The organism is Pilimelia anulata, from assembly GCF_014647895.1.
GTDB classification, from domain to species: Bacteria; Actinomycetota; Actinomycetes; order Mycobacteriales; family Micromonosporaceae; genus Pilimelia; species Pilimelia anulata.
This window is the reverse complement of the sequence record NZ_BMQB01000006.1, coordinates 198,945-214,614: the sequence shown is the minus strand read 5'-3', so window position 1 is coordinate 214,614 and position 15,670 is coordinate 198,945. Positions and strand designations below refer to the sequence as shown.

The 15,670-nt window shown below is 73.1% G+C and carries 13 protein-coding genes, 1 tRNA gene and 1 pseudogene; 4 read left to right on the top strand and 11 right to left on the bottom strand.

Annotation, left to right across the window (positions count from 1 at the left end; translation table 11 throughout):
- Nucleotides 1-2 precede the first annotated feature (2 nt).
- Nucleotides 3-218 carry a hypothetical protein gene (locus IEY94_RS15115; RefSeq protein WP_189170812.1) on the bottom strand — a complete coding sequence of 72 codons (216 nt, stop codon included), beginning with the start codon at nucleotides 216-218 and terminating at the stop codon, nucleotides 3-5.
- Nucleotides 219-1,153: 935 nt separating this feature from the next.
- On the opposite strand from IEY94_RS15115, the gene IEY94_RS15110 reads away from it, so the two are divergent.
- On the top strand, nucleotides 1,154-1,678 hold the full coding sequence (locus tag IEY94_RS15110) for a hypothetical protein (RefSeq protein ID WP_189170811.1): 525 nt from the start codon (nucleotides 1,154-1,156) through the stop codon (nucleotides 1,676-1,678).
- A gap of 18 nt (nucleotides 1,679-1,696) precedes the next feature.
- Here IEY94_RS15110 and IEY94_RS15105 read toward each other — a convergent pair whose 3' ends face one another.
- Both IEY94_RS15105 and IEY94_RS15100 read right to left on the bottom strand, forming a co-directional pair.
- Nucleotides 1,697-1,861 carry a hypothetical protein gene (locus IEY94_RS15105; protein ID WP_189170810.1) on the bottom strand — a complete coding sequence of 55 codons (165 nt, stop codon included), beginning with the start codon at nucleotides 1,859-1,861 and terminating at the stop codon, nucleotides 1,697-1,699.
- A 419-nt stretch (nucleotides 1,862-2,280) separates the two neighbouring features.
- Nucleotides 2,281-2,364, bottom strand: a tRNA-Tyr gene (locus tag IEY94_RS15100).
- 157 nt (nucleotides 2,365-2,521) lie between these two features.
- On the opposite strand from IEY94_RS15100, the gene IEY94_RS15095 reads away from it, so the two are divergent.
- The 3 genes from IEY94_RS15095 to IEY94_RS15085 all read left to right on the top strand — a co-directional run bounded on the left by IEY94_RS15095 (nucleotide 2,522) and on the right by IEY94_RS15085 (nucleotide 5,518).
- Nucleotides 2,522-3,016 (top strand): YajQ family cyclic di-GMP-binding protein, encoded by a 495-nt coding sequence (locus IEY94_RS15095; RefSeq protein ID WP_189170809.1) that lies wholly within the window; start codon nucleotides 2,522-2,524, stop codon nucleotides 3,014-3,016.
- A gap of 244 nt (nucleotides 3,017-3,260) precedes the next feature.
- Nucleotides 3,261-4,601, top strand: a complete 1,341-nt coding sequence (locus IEY94_RS15090; RefSeq protein WP_306341608.1) for a Fic family protein — start codon at nucleotides 3,261-3,263, stop codon at nucleotides 4,599-4,601.
- A 557-nt stretch (nucleotides 4,602-5,158) separates the two neighbouring features.
- Nucleotides 5,159-5,518: a tyrosine-type recombinase/integrase gene (locus IEY94_RS15085; RefSeq protein ID WP_229783939.1), complete on the top strand. Its 360-nt coding sequence runs from the start codon at nucleotides 5,159-5,161 to the stop codon at nucleotides 5,516-5,518.
- Between the two features lie 186 nt (nucleotides 5,519-5,704).
- Here the strand turns inward: IEY94_RS15085 and IEY94_RS15080 are convergent, their stop codons facing one another.
- The 8 genes and pseudogenes from IEY94_RS15080 to IEY94_RS23605 form a co-directional block, all read right to left on the bottom strand.
- On the bottom strand, nucleotides 5,705-6,937 hold the full coding sequence (locus IEY94_RS15080; protein WP_189170807.1) for an MFS transporter: 1,233 nt from the start codon (nucleotides 6,935-6,937) through the stop codon (nucleotides 5,705-5,707).
- A gap of 229 nt (nucleotides 6,938-7,166) precedes the next feature.
- Nucleotides 7,167-8,033, bottom strand: a complete 867-nt coding sequence (gene htpX / locus IEY94_RS15075; protein WP_189170806.1) for a zinc metalloprotease HtpX — start codon at nucleotides 8,031-8,033, stop codon at nucleotides 7,167-7,169.
- A gap of 98 nt (nucleotides 8,034-8,131) precedes the next feature.
- Nucleotides 8,132-9,577 (bottom strand): NADH-quinone oxidoreductase subunit N, encoded by a 1,446-nt coding sequence (locus tag IEY94_RS15070; RefSeq protein ID WP_189170805.1) that lies wholly within the window; start codon nucleotides 9,575-9,577, stop codon nucleotides 8,132-8,134.
- The gene (locus IEY94_RS15065; RefSeq protein ID WP_189170804.1) at nucleotides 9,577-11,049 is read right to left on the bottom strand and encodes a complex I subunit 4 family protein; all 1,473 of its coding nucleotides are present in this window, start codon (nucleotides 11,047-11,049) and stop codon (nucleotides 9,577-9,579) included. Before IEY94_RS15065 ends, IEY94_RS15070 begins: the two co-directional genes overlap by 1 nt.
- Nucleotides 11,046-12,833, bottom strand: coding sequence for an NADH-quinone oxidoreductase subunit 5 family protein (locus IEY94_RS15060; protein WP_189170803.1), 1,788 nt, complete (start codon nucleotides 12,831-12,833; stop codon nucleotides 11,046-11,048). Before IEY94_RS15060 ends, IEY94_RS15065 begins: the two co-directional genes overlap by 4 nt.
- Nucleotides 12,830-13,261 (bottom strand): NADH-quinone oxidoreductase subunit NuoK, encoded by a 432-nt coding sequence (gene nuoK / locus IEY94_RS15055; protein WP_189170802.1) that lies wholly within the window; start codon nucleotides 13,259-13,261, stop codon nucleotides 12,830-12,832. Before nuoK ends, IEY94_RS15060 begins: the two co-directional genes overlap by 4 nt.
- Nucleotides 13,261-13,758, bottom strand: coding sequence for an NADH-quinone oxidoreductase subunit J family protein (locus tag IEY94_RS15050; RefSeq protein WP_189170801.1), 498 nt, complete (start codon nucleotides 13,756-13,758; stop codon nucleotides 13,261-13,263). The genes nuoK and IEY94_RS15050 overlap by 1 nt, the downstream gene beginning before the upstream one ends.
- 229 nt (nucleotides 13,759-13,987) lie before the next feature.
- Nucleotides 13,988-14,609, bottom strand: a pseudogene (locus IEY94_RS23605) (NuoI/complex I 23 kDa subunit family protein); the annotation flags it as partial.
- Between the last annotated feature and the right edge of the window lie 1,061 nt (nucleotides 14,610-15,670).

Below are 15,670 nucleotides of genomic sequence, written 5' to 3'. Positions count from 1 at the left end.
GGTTACATCCATTCGATGTCGCGGAACGGGTTCGGGGAGTTGTGCACCGGGCCGCGGTCGGAGTCGTTGCCGCGCTGGTGGTTGTTGTTCGTCGAGTTGCCGCCCCGGTCGTCGGTCTGGGCGGAGGCGACGGTGATGCCGACGACGGAGAGCGCCAGCACGGCCGCGGCGATGAGGGCGGCGCGCCCGGCCTTACGGCCGATCCGGCTTTCGCGCATGATGTGCTCCTGTCGTGCGGTGTGGCGGGATTCCCACGCACCGTCGGGCACCGGCGGGCGGGATGGTGATACGTCCCGGTTGCGGTACTGCTGCGGAGGTGCGGTGCCGGCCCGATGTCCGGTTCGTTGGTAGCACTGATGGTGCCACATGGGCACGGACGGTCGCAGTGTCCGGGACAGCGTCCGACACCGCGGAGTACTAATTCTGGCCGATCGGTTGACCCCGCACAGCGGTCATTGGACTCCTGTGCGGACATATCGGTGAGATGCGTTGCGGCGGGCCGTCCGGGGCCGTGTTTTCCGGGCTGTGCCAGGGCGTTGTCCCAGGTTACGGGCGTGATCATTGATCTTGTTGGGACAAGGGATTCCGATGTGTTCGCGGCGCTCCCGGGGCACTGCGGGGGCGTGACGCGGCCGGCGCGTGCAGTACGCCGTACGGGCGCGGGCGACGCGCTCGGCGGGTCGCGGGCGGGGTGGCGGCTCGATTACGTGCCGTGGTTGAGCGCCTGCCTTGCGTGTGGGGCGCGGTGGCGACGGCGATGGGCGGCCGTCGTTGGGTCGGCGGATCGGGTGGCGGACCCGGTTGTCGGGTGGGCGATTGGGGGCCGACCGGGGTCGCTGGCCGCGATCGGGTGTGGGTCGGGGTTCGACGCGGCCTTGTACAGCCTTGGTCGTGCGGCTGGGTCCGGACCTTCTTGTCGCGCGCATTGATCGTGCGCGCTGGCGGCTGGCGGCTGGCGGCTGGCGGCTGGCGGCTGGCGGCTGGCGGCTGGCGGCTGGCGGCTGGCGGCTGGCGGCTGCAGTTTGCCAATTCTCGTGGGTGGCGGTCGAGGGCGCGGAGCGCGTGGACAATTGCCCAGCGCCGCGGCCGGTCGATGAACCGCGCGGCCGGTGCCGCCGTGCGCCACCACGGACGGGGAAAGGTAGGACAGTACGTGTCAGCCCTCGATCGCTACCGCAGCATGCTGCGCGACATCGTCGGACCCGCGCTGCGGGAAGCGGGGATGCGCGGCTCGCGCGGCCGGTGGTGGCTGCGGTCGCCGCTCGGCGACCACGGAATCGTGGAGTTGCGCACCTCGACGGCCAGTTCGCGGGACGAGGTCGAGTTCTCGGCGGTGCTCGCGGTGGCGCCGGAGCCGTGGCTGGCGGACCGGGCGGCGCGCGGGGTGGTGATGCCGCGGACCGGGCCGCGGGCCGAGGACGGGCTGTGGCGCGAGGTGCTGGGGCCGGAGTCGGCGATGCTGGCGCGGTTCCGGGCGGCCGATCCGTCGTGGTGGGCCTTTCCCGACGATCCCTATGCCGAGGGAGTGGGGCCGACGCTGGCGGACCTGCTGGTGGAGGTCGCGGTACCGCGGATCGAGGAATTGCTGGACCGGCGACAGTTGGTCACGGAGCTGCGGCTGCGGAAGCTGGCGGACTGGGAGCGGATCGTCGCGATGCTGGGCGTACCGGTCACGTAGTCGACCACGCCGTGCGGGTCAGCGCTGGGTGGACTCGACCGACTGGTCGTCGGTGGCGCCGACGGCCGCGCCGAAGGCGTTGCAGCCGCCGAGGCAGAGGCTGATCAGGACCGGGACGGCCAGCAGGTACAGCAGGATCGACGTCGTGCTCATCTGCCGGTGCATCGGGGCCGGGGCGGTCATCGGTGTCCTTTCGCAGTGAGCATGTTCCCCTGCCCCATCGACCACCGCCGGACCGGCTTGAGGCTCCCCCGGTCTCGTATCGCCGCTCCCTACGTGGACAACCGAATCGACCACTGTGAATAGCGGATTGCCGAAACGGCTTCTCCGGAATTGCATTCCGTACGCTGATCGCTATTCACTCGGGAAGGCGAACTTGTCGTGCTCGCCCGACTTCGGAGCGCGCGTGCGGCGCGGGTTCGCGCGGCCGCGGGAGCCGGGCTCCCTCCGGGCAGCCGCACACCCGCGGCCCGAACGGCGTCCGGGGTGGGCCGCAAAACGCCCGAAGCAGGCTGTGGCGGGACACCCGCACCGCGTCGAGGGCTCACCGACGCGGAGGCCCCTCGTCGCTGTTCGAGCGACTGAGGGGCCTTCGGTGTAGCTGGTGGCGGGTAGAGGATTCGAACCTCTGTAGCTTTCGCGACGGATTTACAGTCCGCTCCCATTGGCCGCTCGGGCAACCCGCCGGGCAGTGCACCGCCCGTGTCGCGACGGCGTCAGCAAGGATAGCGGTACGCCCGGTCCGTCCCGCAACCGGGTACCGTTCCGGCATGCCGGGAGCGCCGCCACAGCGCTCCGGCCCGCGAAGCCCACCGGTCCGACCTCACCCGCAGGAGTGCGCGCATGGCAGCCAACCCGTCGTTCGACATCGTCAGCAAGGTCGACCGGCAGGAGATCGACAACGCCCTCCGGCAGGCCGAGAAGGAGCTGTCCACCAGGTTCGACTTCCGGGGGACGGGCACCGAGATCGCCTGGTCCGGCGAGGAGGCGGTGACGCTGACGGCCGAGACCGAGGACCGGGTGCGGGCGGCGCTGGAGGTGTTCAAGGAGAAGCTGATCAAGCGGAACATCTCCCTGAAGGCGCTGGACGCCGGCGAGCCGCGGACGTCCGGGAAGTCCACGAAGATCGACTGCAAGATCGTTCAGGGGATCGACCAGGAGAAGGCCAAGGTCATCAGCAAGAAGATCCGGGACGAGGGGCCGAAGGGGGTCCAGGCGCAGATCCAGGGCGACCAGCTCCGGGTGACCGGCAAGAAGAAGGACGACCTGCAGGCCGTGATCACGCTGCTGAAGTCCGCGGACATCGACATCGCCCTCCAGTTCACCAACTACCGCTAGCGGATGAACCGCACCCCAGGTCAGTCCACATCAGGCTGACGATGACCTGCGGAAACCCCGATATCGCTGGTCATCGTTGGTTGCTAGAGTTCAACGCTCGACGGCCTGGTGACGGCCTGGGCGTCCTTCAGGTTTGCCGCTGCCGGATCCAGGCGATAGAGCCTGGGCGGGCCTGCTCGCCAGGCACGAGCAGCAGCGTGAACCTTCATCGCCCGCCCTTCGGAACTCATTCAGGTTTCTGCCCATGACCCTGAACAGAGCAGCGGGTTGCATCAGAAACCTGAACGAGCATGCTCGCTGTTCAGGTTTTGGCCTGAAATCTGAATGTCGCCGAGCGGTGCGCACGAAACCTGAACCACCCGCCCGCACATTCAGGGATGGGCGCGCTAACCTGAATGACGTGGACGTGGAAGGCCTTCGCAACTCCCCGATTGGGCGCCTAGAGCCCATCTCGGGCACCGATCCCCGCACCGGTGACGACTGGAGGTACTGGGCATATGTGCCTAAACCCCTCCCTTCGTCGCCTGATCTCCTGCCGGCTACCCATCAGATCGCTACCGCTGCCGCGATGCAGCTAGCGCGCCTTGACCAAGCCATGACCCAGCTGCCCAGGCCCGAGCTCTTGGTCAGGCCGATTCTGCGTCGTGAGGCAGTAGCCACCTCCGCTCTCGAAGGCACCTACGCCACCTTCGATGAGGTTCTTGAGGCCGAGTTCTTGGCCGAGAACCAACAGTCACAAGAGCAGCGCGAGGTCATCAACTATATCCGCGCAACTGAATTAGCCTTGGAACGTAGTGAGAAGTACCCAATCTGCCGCACCCTTCTGGGGCCAGTCCAAAAAGAAATTGTAAGGAATACCCCCGACGACTCTGGCGAGGCAGGCGATTTACGGCAACATCAAGTAGCAATCGGACCGAAGAACAGGCCGATCTCGGAAGCGCGTTTAGTGCCAAGCCCGCCCGGCCCAATATTGGTCGACGGTTTCAGCGATTGGGAGAAGTGGGTAAACGACAACACTCTTCCGCTCTCCCCGGTCATCAAAATAGCGATGGGTCACTATCAGTTCGAGACGCTACATCCATATAACAATGGAAACGGGCGACTAGGCAGACTGATCATGGTCCTTCAGCTCATAGCCGACAATATTATGACCAAGCCTGTTCTCAATCTAGCAAGATGGCTGGAAGAGCGGAAGGACGACTACATCGCGGGCTTGTTGAAGGTAAGTCACACAGGCGACTTCAACCCTTGGGTATCGTTCATTTCCGAAGGCGTGAAGATTCAAGCCGAAAACGGCGTCAAGACAATCAACGATCTTCTCGCACTAAAGTCCTCCTACTCTGCCCGGCTACGCGAGGCTGGGGCGCGAGGGGCCGCAATGGAAGTCGCCGATATCCTTATCGGTTTCCCGATCATCGATGTTTCGACAGCGGCAAAATTGATTGATCGACCATTCGAAACCGCCAATCAGGCAATTTCCAAGTTAGTGACCCTTGGGGTTCTTCGAGAGATAACCGGCCGCCGAACTCATAGGTTGTTCCTTTGCGCGGACGTACTACGAATAGCAAACGGCGCCGCCCACTAGCCAGAGCCATCCAGGTCTAGACGTCGCATTGCCATCCCGTCTGCTGTCGTCCCGCCCTCTGGGGTGCGGGCCGGCCCCGGGGTGACCAGGTGGAGCGCCCGGCGGACGTACGACCTGGTCACCCCGGGGCCGGTCTGCTCGGCTTGCCCGGGACGAGAGCAGGCGGGATGGCACCCAGCCCCACCCCGACCACGCACCCGCCGCGACGGCCGCGCCGACCCTCGGCCATCCCGGAGCAGGAGCGCCCCCGCCGGAGGCGCTCTAACCGCAACCGGCTACGGCCGCAGGCCGCATCCACCACGGCGGCCTGGTCGCCGAGCTGGTGCACGTACGGCCCGCACGGCGGGCACCTCGATGCGCGCGACGCAACGCCCCGCGCTGCCAGCCTCGGCGGCCCGGGGCGTTGTCGTGTTGGCGAAGCGCCAGGCGCCGGGCGTGCTACGCGGCCGGAACGGAGCCCCGCGGCGTGGAGGCCGCGCGCCCTGGCGGCGGCGCGTGCGGCCCGCTTGCCGGGCCGCCTTGAGGCCCATGTCGCCGCTTGGGCGCCGAAGTCCCTGGTGCTCCCTTGGGAGATCCCGTCGGGCAAGCCGATAACGGCTGATCTGTTGATCTACGACAAGAGCGGCGTGGCGCTGGACCGCAACACGCTCAACCGGGAGAGCTGGTGGCCCGCGGTCACTGCGGCCGGGATCGCCAAGGCGCGAAAGAACGGGATGCACGCGTTGCGGCACTTCTATGCCTCGGTGCTCGACGCTGGTGAGTCGATCAAGGCCCTGGCTGCCTACCTAGGGCACTCGGACCCGGGTTTCACGCTCCGCACCTACACCCACCTGATGCCGACCAGGAGCGCACCCGCAACGCGGTGGACAAGGCGTTGGGGCACGAAGGGCCGTCGCCACGGCCTGATGACGGCCTAGAGGGATGACAGCGGTATGGATGCCCAGGTCAGAGGGCCTGCGGGATCAGTTCACCAACTACCGCTGAGCGATCGGCTCCGGCCCGCGGGCCCGCGACCCTCTCCGGAGGTCGCGGCCCCGCGGGCGCACCGCCGCCCGGCGCTCCCCGGCCGCTCGTCCGATACCCGTGCCTGCTTCCCGCCGGGCTCATGCCGGCTGAGGGACGTCCGCGCGGTACACCGCGCCCGAGCGCGCTGACGTCAGGACGGCCGACACCGCCACCACCGCGCTCGCGATGACGAACATCCACGCCACCCCGTGCGCCCGCTCCACCACCACCCCCGCCAGCGCCCCGCCCAGCGCGCTCCCCGCCACCATCAGCGTCGTCGCCCACGTGTACGCCTCGTTCCGCATCCCCGCCGGCGTGATCCGCCCGACGAGGCTGTTCTGTGCCGTCAGCGCCGGGGCGATCGCCGCGCCGCCGACCGTCAGCGCCAGGCCCAGGGGCAGGACGTCGGGCATCGCGGCGTACGAGAGCAGGGCCGCCGACAGCAGGGCGGCGAAGGCGCCGTACTGGCGGGACAGCGGCGCCGTCGGCGGGCGGATGCCGTACGAGATGCCGCCGACCGCGCTGCCGACGCCCCAGACTGCCAGCAGAATTCCGGCGGTGGCCTCGGCCGCGGTGGGGGCGTGCTGGGTGGCGAACGCCGGTACGGTGACCGCCATCGCGCCGAACGCCAGGCCGAGCAGGCCGACGGCGGCCAGCAGGGTGGGGAAGCCGGGGGTGGCCAGGGCGCCCGCGCCGCGGGTCGGGCCGGCCGTCGGGTGCGGGCGCCAGCCGCGCATCACCCGGCCGCGGGCCAGGGTGAGGGTGCCGGCCAGGGTGGTGGCGGCGGCCGCCGCGATGGCCAGTTCGGGGCCGGACAGCAGGGTCAGGCCGGCGAACATCAGCGGGCCGAGGATGAAGACGACCTCGAACAGCGACGTCTCCGCCGCCAGGGCGGGGGCGCGCAGGTCGGCGCGCCCGGTGGCGGGCTCGGTCAGGTCGTTCCAGGCGCCGCGGACGGCGGCCGTGGTGGGCGGGAAGGTGGCGCCGGTGACGGCCGCGGCGGCCAGGATCAGCGGGAGCGGGCCGGTGTGGACGGCCCAGAGGAGGGCGAGCAGGGCGAGCGGGTGGGCCAGGCCCGTGGTCAGCAGGACGGGGGCCGGGCCGATGCGGTCGGCGAGACGGCCCAGCAGCGGGCCCAGCGCGGCGCCGGAGAGGGCCGCGATGGCGTCGGCGAGGCCGGCGGGGGCGTAGCTGCCGGTGCCGCGCTGGACAAGCAGGAGCATCGCCAGCGGGGTGACGCCGATGCTCAGGCGGGCGAGGACGCCGGCGAGGAGCAGCGCGGGGGCGCCGGGGATGCGCCACAGGGCCGCGTACGGGCGCAACGCCGGCACGGTCCGCCTCCTCGCGCTCGGGGTGCGGTACCGCGGCGTCCGGGGTAGGGCGAGCGGGGCGGGCGGACGCCGGGTGCCACGGGGTCGGCGCCCACTCGATCATGGCGGGCCGGCACAGCCTAGCCACGCCCGTGGGGCGGCGGTACGGCATTTCGCCGTGGCCGCGGTCACGGCGGCGACCTCAGCGGAGGGCGCGGGACGGCGGGCCTCGACCGGCTGCCGAAAATGGTCAGCCGACGATGCCGGTGGCCATCTGCTCCAGGCGGCGGACCCGGTCCTCCATCGGCGGGTGGGTGCTGAACATCGCCGCGATGCCGCCCCCCGACAGCGGGTTGGCGATCATCAGGTGCGCGGTGCTGGTGAGCTGCCCGTTCGGCGGGAGCGGCAGCCGGCTGGCGCCGTAGTGGATCTTCCGCAGCGCGCTGGCCAGGGCGAGCGGGTCGCCGGTCAGGGCGGCGCCGGAGGCGTCGGCCTGGTACTCGCGGCTGCGGCTGATCGCGAGCTGGATCACCGTCGCGGCGAGCGGGCCGAGGATCAGCAGGACCAGGGTGACCAGCGGGTTGGGGCGGTCCTCGTCGTCGCCGCCGCCGAACGGGAGGAAGAAGGCGAGGTTGGCCAGCATCGTGATGATGCCGGCGAGCGCGGCGGCGACGCTGGAGAGGAGGATGTCCCGGTTGTACACGTGGGACAGTTCGTGGCCGATGACCGCGCGCAGCTCGCGGGGGTCGAGCATCTGGAGCAGGCCGGCCGTCACGCAGACCGCGGCGTGCTGGGGGTTGCGGCCGGTGGCGAAGGCGTTGGGCTGGAGGGTCGGGCTGGCGTACAGGCGGGGCATGGGCTGGTTCGCGGCCGCCGACAGGGAGCGGACGATGCGGTACAGGTCGGGCAGCTCGGCCTCGGTGACCGGCTGGGCGCCCATCGAGCGCAGGGCGATCCGGTCGGACCAGAAGTAGCTGACGGCGTTCATCACCAGGGAGACGCCCGTGGCGATGATGACCCCGGTACTGCCGCCCAGCCAGTAGCCGACCCCGATGATCAGGGCGGTGAGCAGGCCGAGCAGGGCGGCGGTCTTGAGGCCGTTGTGGTGCCCGTGCACGTGGAACACCTCCGGTGCGCGGCGAGTGGGGGCCGCACGCCCCAGCTAACCCGGCCGAGCTGTGCGCCGGCGGGGAGCAACCCGGGAATCCGCCGTGTTCACCAGGGCAGGGCCGCCAGGTCCAGTACCCACTGCGGGGCGAATCCCACCAGTACGGCGGCCGCGGTGGCGGCGCCGAGCCCCGCGGTGACACTCCACGGCCGGCCGGCGAACCCGACAAAGGTCCCACCGCGCCGGTACAGGGCAGTGGCCGGGCGGAGGTAGTAGGCCAGGGCCAGGACCGTGTTGGCGGCGATCAGCAGCGCCAGCCACGGCAGGTCGCCGGCCAGCACCGCCCGGGTCGCCGTGATCTTGGCGAACAGCCCGGCCAGCCCCGGCGGCAGGCCGGCGAGGCCGACCAGCGCGAGCGCCAGCGCCGCCCCGGCGAGGGGCCGGTCGCGGGCGGCGCCCCGGTACGACTCGATCGTGCCGCCGTCGCCGGCCGCGCCGCGCAGCGCCACCAGCGCCGCGAACGCGCCGAACTCGATCAGCACGAAGAACACCAGATACGCCAGCGCCGCCGCGCCCGCCGCCCGCACCGCGGCCCCGTCCCGCTGGCCGGCCGACAGGACCACGGCGAGCGGGGCGAGGACGTACCCGAGCTGCGCCACCGACGACCACGCCAGCAGCCGGACGATCCGGCGCTGGCGCAGCGCGGCCAGGTTGCCGGCGGTCATCGTGACCGCGGCGACGACGGCGAGCGCGGGGCCTGTCCACTGGCCGGGGAGCGGGCCGCGCCACAGGGCCAGCAGGGCGACGGCGCCGCCGACCTTCGCGGCGGTGGACAGGTACGCCGTGACCGGCAGCGCCGCGCCGTCGTAGACGGCGGGGGCCCAGGCGTGCACCGGTACGGCGGCGACCTTGACGGCCAGGCCGACCAGCAGCAGGACGGTCCCGACGGCGGCCAGCCGGGTGTCGGCGGCCGGGCCGGCGGCCAGCGCGGCCAGGTGCAGCCGGCCCGTGGCGGCGTACAGCAGGGCGGCGCCGAGCAGGCTCACCGCGGAGGCGACGACGCTGACCACGTAGTACGTCACCGCCGCCCCGGCCGCGCGGCGGCGGGCGCGCAGCGCGACCAGCGGGTACAGCGGCAGGGTCAGCGTCTCGACGGCGACCAGCAGGGTGACCAGGTCGGCGGCGTAGCCGAGGACGACGCCGCCGGTCATCGAGGCGGCCAGCAGGAAGCACCACTCGCCGGCGGGGACGTCCGGCTCGCGCAGCAGCGGCGCGGCCAGGGCGAGCACGCCGAGGGTGAGCGCGGCGAACAGGGCGGCGACGACGGCGGCGTACCCGGTGGCCCGGTAGGCGCAGCCGCCGGCCGCGCACAGCGTCTCCCTGGTCCCGCCGGCGCCGACGACGGCCGCGCCGACCCCGGTGGCCAGCGCGCCGAGCGCCGCCGTGCCGAGGACCGCGCCGCGGCGGGCGAACACCAGGTCGGCGAGCAGGACGAGCAGGGCGGTGCCGGCGGCCAGGTACGCGGGCAGCAGCGCCGCGTGGTCGAAGGTCATCACTCCCCCACCAGGTACCGCAGCGGGGCGTGGCCGGGCTCCAGGACCAGCGCCGGCAGCAGGCCGAGCAGCAGCGTCAGGCCGACCAGCACCGCCCACACCGACCACTGCGCCGCCGCGGGGCGGGCCAGGCCGGCGACCGCGGGGGTCGCGGGGCCGTGGCTGACCCGGCGGAGCAGGCGCAGGAAGTACGCGGCCGTCAGCGCGCCGCCGAGCGCCGCGAGCGCGCCGAGCGCGGCCCAGTACGCGCCGCCGGCCCGCCACGCGCCGACCACCGCGAACGCCTCGCCCCAGAAGCCGGCCAGGCCGGGCAGGCCGAGCGAGGCGACCGCGGCGAAGCCGAGCACGCCGGCCAGCCAGGGGGCGCGCTCGCGCAGGCCGCCGAGGTCGCGCAGGTCGCCGGTGCCGGTACCGTCGCGGATCACTCCGGCCAGGAAGAACAGCAGGCCGGTGATCAGCCCGTGCGCGACGTTGCCGACCAGGGCGGCGTGCAGGCCGATCTCGGTACCGGTGGCGACGCCCAGCAGGACGAAGCCCATGTGCCCGACGCTGGAGTACGCGATCAGCCGCTTCAGCTCGGTCTGCGCCAGGCAGACCAGTCCGCCGACGAGGATCGCCGCGGTGGCCAGCGCGCCGAGCAGCGGGCCGGCCGCGACGGCGGCGTCGGGGGTGACGCCGAGGCCCACCCGGATCAGCCCGTACGTGCCCAGCTTGAGCAGGACCCCGGCCAGCAGCACGCTGCCGACGGTCGGGGCGGCGGTGTGCGCGGCGGGCAGCCAGGTGTGCAGCGGCCACAGCGGCGCCTTGACCGCGAAGGCGAGCGCCAGCAGCGCGAACGCCGTCGCCTGCACGCCGCGGGGCAGGCCGGCGCCGTGCGCGGCGGTGAGGGCGGCGAGGTCGGCCGTACCGGCGGCGGTCACCACGGTCAGCACGCCGACCAGCAGCAGGACGGAGCCGGCCAGCGTGTACAGCACGAACAGCCGCGCCGCGCGGCGCCGGTCGGCGCCGCCCCAGCCGGCGATGATCGCGTACATCGGCAGCAGGACGACCTCGAAGAAGCAGAAGAACAGCACCAGGTCCCAGGCGAGGAACGTGCCGAGCGCGCCCAGCTCGACGAGCAGCAGCAGCGCGGCCAGCACCCGCCCGCCGCGCTCGGGCGGCCGGGCCAGCAGGTACCCGCAGCACAGCAGCGTGAGCAGGGCGGTGAGCAGCACGAGCGGGTACGCGATGCCGTCCACGGCCAGGTGGAAGCGCAGGCCGAGCGCCGGTACCCAGGGCAGGTCCAGGTCGTGCCAGCGCGGCGGCCCGCCGGCCGGCCCGGTACCGGGGCCGAGGAACGCCGCGGCGACCAGGGTGAGGGCGGCGGCGGCCGCGGCCAGCGCGCGCCCGGCGCGGTCCCCGCGGACGGCGACGGCCGCGACCGCGCCGAGGGCCGGCAGGGCCAGGACGGCGACCAGCGCCGCGCCGCTCACCGCGCGCCCCCGAGCAGCCCGGCCGCGGCGGCGGCGAGCACCAGCCCGCCGAGCGCGAGCGCGGTCGCCCGCGGCAGCGGCCCGCGGTGCAGCGCGGCGACCCGCTCGGCCGCGGCGTCGACCGCCCGACCGAGGCCGGCGACCGCGCCGCCGAGGCCGCGCTCGTCGGCGGCCCGGGCGACCCGGGCCAGCGCGGCGGTCGGCCGGACCACCAGCGCCCGCTGGACCGCGTCCGCGCCGAAGCCGGCGGCCGCGGCGCGCGGGCCGGGCATCGCCGGGTCGCGCCGCCAGCGCCACCACGCCGCGGCCAGGCCGGCCGCGGTCAGCGCGAGCGGCAGCAGCGCGTCCGCGGACAGGTGCGGCGCGGCCAGCCGCAGCAGCCGGCGGGCGTCGCCGTCGAGGGCGGCCAGGCCGAGCAGGGCGCTGGGTACGGTCAGCAGCAGCATCGGCGTGCGCATCCACCAGCCCGGGTCGTGCGCGCCGGCGGCGGCCGGCCCGGCCGGGCCGGCGAACGTGCGCAGCAGCAGCCGGGCGGCGTAGTAGGCGGTCAGGGCGAGGCCGAGCAGCGCGGCGACCCGGAACGTCCAGCCCACCGGCCCGCCCGCCGCGCCGGCCGCGGCCACGATCATCTCCTTGCTCACGTACCCCGACAGCGGCGGCACCCCGGCCAGCGCGCCGAGCCCGATCGCGGTGCACCAGAACGTCACCGGCATCCGCCGGCGCAGCCCGCCGGGCATCGCGTTGGTGCCGGCGGCGTGGATGACCGCGCCCGCGCAGAGGAACAGCAGCGCCTTGAACGCGGCGTGGGTGAGCAGGTGGAACAGCGCGTTCGCGACCGGGCGCAGGGCGATCGCCCCCATCATGTACCCGACCTGGGACACCGTGGACCAGGCCAGCACCCGCTTGATGTCGTCGGCGGCCGCGGCGGCGAGCGCCCCGAGCAGCAGCGTCACGGCGGCGAGCACGCCGAGCACCGCGCGGGCCGGGCCGGTGAACACGGCGTCGAGCCGGACCAGCACGTACACGCCCGCGGCGACCATCGTGGCCGCGTGGATCAGCGCGGAGATCGGGGTGGGGCCGGCCATCGCGTCCGGCAGCCAGGTGTGCAGCGGGACCTGGGCGCTCTTGCCCATTACCCCGCACAGGATGAGCAGGCTCGCCCCCGCGAGCACGCCCGGCGGCAGGTCGGCGGCGGCGATGGCGGGCAGGCTCAGCGAGTCCGCCCGGACGGCGAGCAGCGCGATCCCGAGCAGGAACCCGACGTCGCCCACCCGGGTCACGAGGAACGCCTTCACCGCGGCGCCCGGCGCCGCGTCGAGCCGGCGGTCGTGGGCGATGAGCAGGTACGAGCACAGGCCCATCACCTCCCAGCCGACCAGCAGCAGGACCAGGTCGCCGGCCACCACGACGATCAGCATCGCCGCGGTGAACAGGCTGATCTGGGCGGCGTAGGGGGCGTACCGGTCGTCGCCGCGCAGGTACCCGACCGAGTACGCCTGCACCGCCAGCGCCACCGCCGCCACGGCCACGGCGAACAGCCCGGTGGACGGCTCCAGCCAGACGTCCAGCCCGACGGCCAGGTCGCCGAAGTCGGCCCAGCGCAGGTGGTGGTACACCTCCGGGCGGAGCAGGTGCAGGGCGACGGCGAGCAGCAGCGCGCCGGCGGCGCCGGCCAGGCCGAGAGCGGCGCCGGCGCGGCGGGCGGACTGCGGCAGGAGCAGCCCGGCGAGGCCGGCGGCCAGCGGTACGGCGGGCAGGGCGTACCCGACGGCGACGGCGCTCACCGCACACCCCCGGCGGGGGTTTCCTCGGCGGGTCTGCCTTCGGCGGGTTTGCCCTCGGCGACCGGGGCTTCGGTGTCCGTGTTCGTGTCCGTGTTCGTGTCCGTGCTCGCGTCCGCGTCCAGGGGGATGGCGTCGGTGGCGACCGTGGCGCGGGTGCGGAACAGGCGCAGGATGAGCGCCAGGCCGACGCCGATCTCGGCGGCGGCGAGCACGATGATGAAGAGGGCGAACACCTGCCCGCCGTACGGCAGCGCCCCGGCCAGCGTCGCGCGGACCGTGGCGTCCGCGGTCACCAGGACCAGGTTCACGGCGTTGAGCAGCAGCTCCACCGCCATCAGCAGCAGGACGGCGTTGCGCCGGCGGAGCACGCCGAACACCCCGAGGCCGAACAGCAGCGCGGCCGTTACGTACGGGATCGTGGGGTGCATCAGCCGCGCTCCGCCGGGCGGGAGACGACGATCGCGCCGACCAGCGCGGCCAGCAGCAGGATCGACACCACCTCGAACGGCAGCACCCAGGTGGCGAACACCTCCGCGCCGATCGCGCCCGCGGTACCGGGCGGGGGCGGGTCGATGCTCGTCCACCGGTACGCGTCGACCAGCAGCGCGGCCAGGCCCAGTCCGGCGGCGCCCCCGACCACCGGCGCGGCCCAGCCGGGCCGGTCCAGGTCGTCGGCCGCGCCGATCGGCGCCCGGGTGAGCATCACGGCGAACAGCAGCAGCACCACCACCGCGCCGACGTAGATCAACACCTGCACCCAGGCGACGAACTCGGCGCCGAGCACGAGGTACATCCCCGCGAGCGCGCCCAGGCACAGCACCAGGTGCAGCCCGGCCCGGACGACGTGCGCGGTGGCCACCACCCGGAACCCGGCGGCGACGGCGATCGCCCCGAGCGCGACGAGCAGCGCGTCGGCGGCGGTCACGCGCCATCCCCGTCCGGCGGCACGGCGGGCGGGGGCGCTGCGGGCGGCGGAACGGCTTTCGGCGGACCGGGAGGCGGCAGGTCGGCAGGCCGAGCGGTGGCGGGGCCGGTGGGCGTGGGCGGTTCGCTTGCCCGCGGTTCGGTCTCGTGTGATTCGGTCGCGGGTGGTGCGGTCGCGCCCGATTCGGTCGTGGGTGGTGCGGTTGCGGACGGCTCGGTTGCCGGCGGTGCCGTTCCGGCCGCGCGTGGCGGGCGGGTCGGCCGCGCCTCCCCGGCCGGGCGAGCGGGGCGAGTTGGTCCGGCGGTCACCGACGGCTGAGCGCCGGCCGGCGCGGCGGCGGGTCCGGTGCGCTTGGCCGCGGCGGCCTCCTCCTTGGCCGGCTCGCCGTTGGGGTCGTGCGCGGGCGGCGGCGGTACCGTCGCCATCCACTCCCCCAGCCGCTCCCGCTCGTGCAGCAGGTCGCGCAGGTCATACTCGGCGTACTCGAACTCCGGCGACCAGAACAGCGCGTCGAACGGGCACACCTCGATGCAGATGCCGCAGTACATGCACAGCGAGAAGTCGATCGCGAACCGGTCGAGCACGTTGCGCTGCCGCGCCCGTGCCGCACCCGGTACGACGACCTCCTCCTTGTGCGAGTCGATGTAGATGCACCAGTCCGGGCACTCGCGCGCACAGAGCATGCAGACGGTGCAGTTCTCCTCCCGCAGCGCGATGACGCCGCGGGAGCGGGGTGGGAGGTCGGGGGGCGTGTCGGGGTACTGCTGCGTGCCGGCGCGGCGGGTCATCGTCCGCCCGGTGACGGCGAGCCCCTTCAGCAACCCTTCGCCCGGTAGTCCCATACCGCTCATCCTGCCGTGTCCCCGAGCCTCCGCGCGAGCACCCCCGACCACATGGCGCGCGCGAGCCCGATCGTGCCGCTACTCATCGCAGGAGGTCCGGCGTTTGCAAGGGCGACCAGCGATCAGCTGAGGTCGGGGTGATGCTGCGGGGTGAGCTCCCCGCGCGTGCGGGGACGACGATGCCCGGATCATCGTGGACGAGTGCCACAACGAAGGATCCCTGCACACGCGGGCGACACCGAGCCGAGGGCTACGACACACCGCCGTGCAGAGATTCCCGCGCGTGCGAGGGTGACGCCACGCCCGAGCCGTGCCAGCAGTTGATCGCGGGAAGTCCTGCGCGTGCGGGGACGACTCGGGGACGTCCTGGACCTCCCACACATCCCAGGGAAGGATCCCCGCGCAGCGGGGCGACTGGATGGACGACAGCCTCGCCGTCGCGCTCGGCGGAAGATCCACTAGCGTGCGGGGACGACACCGTAGCGAGTCGTCCCGACACTCCCCCGCGGGGAAGATCCCCGCGCGTCATGATCGCGCTCACCGCGCGGCGCCTCGGGAAGATCCCGCGCGTGCGGGGCGACGCCCAGACCCCTCCTCATGGGAGGTGTCTTCCGGAAGATCCCCGCGCGTGCGCGGGGGCGACCGACATGCGCATGCTCACCCGCTCGGGCCTAGGAAGATCCCCCCGCGTGCGGGGGCGACTTGTTGTTGCCGCGGACGACGACGGGTGGGTGGGGAAGATCCCCGCGCGTGCGGGGGCGACGCCATGCGGGACCTGCTGCCCACCGACGAGGGGGGAAGATCCCCGCGCGTGCGGGGGCGACATGGCCAACAGCCCCGCCAACACGCCCGGCTGGGGAAGATCCCCGCGCGTGCGGGGGCGACACTTGTTGAGCTGGGAATCTACCGGCGGATACGGTCCGTCAGAATCAGTCCATCCACGCCAACCGTACCCGTCGGTCCGCTCCGCTGCCCGCATTGCTACTCGGGCCGGCACTCGTCGTGGTTGGTGGGCAGTGGCCAGACCCACTCGAACAAGTCGGCACAGAAGTCCACCCCGCCCGCTCCTC

Coding starts and splice junctions, on each gene's coding strand:
- IEY94_RS15115 (WP_189170812.1), bottom strand. CDS start 218: ATGCGCGAAAGCCGGATCGGCCGTAAGGCCGGGCGCGCCGCCCTCATC.
- IEY94_RS15105 (WP_189170810.1), bottom strand. CDS start 1,861: ATGACCGCCCCGGCCCCGATGCACCGGCAGATGAGCACGACGTCGATC.
- IEY94_RS15095 (WP_189170809.1), top strand. CDS start 2,522: ATGGCAGCCAACCCGTCGTTCGACATCGTCAGCAAGGTCGACCGGCAG.
- IEY94_RS15090 (WP_306341608.1), top strand. CDS start 3,261: ATGACCCTGAACAGAGCAGCGGGTTGCATCAGAAACCTGAACGAGCAT.
- IEY94_RS15070 (WP_189170805.1), bottom strand. CDS start 9,577: ATGACCTTCGACCACGCGGCGCTGCTGCCCGCGTACCTGGCCGCCGGC.
- nuoK (WP_189170802.1), bottom strand. CDS start 13,261: ATGCACCCCACGATCCCGTACGTAACGGCCGCGCTGCTGTTCGGCCTC.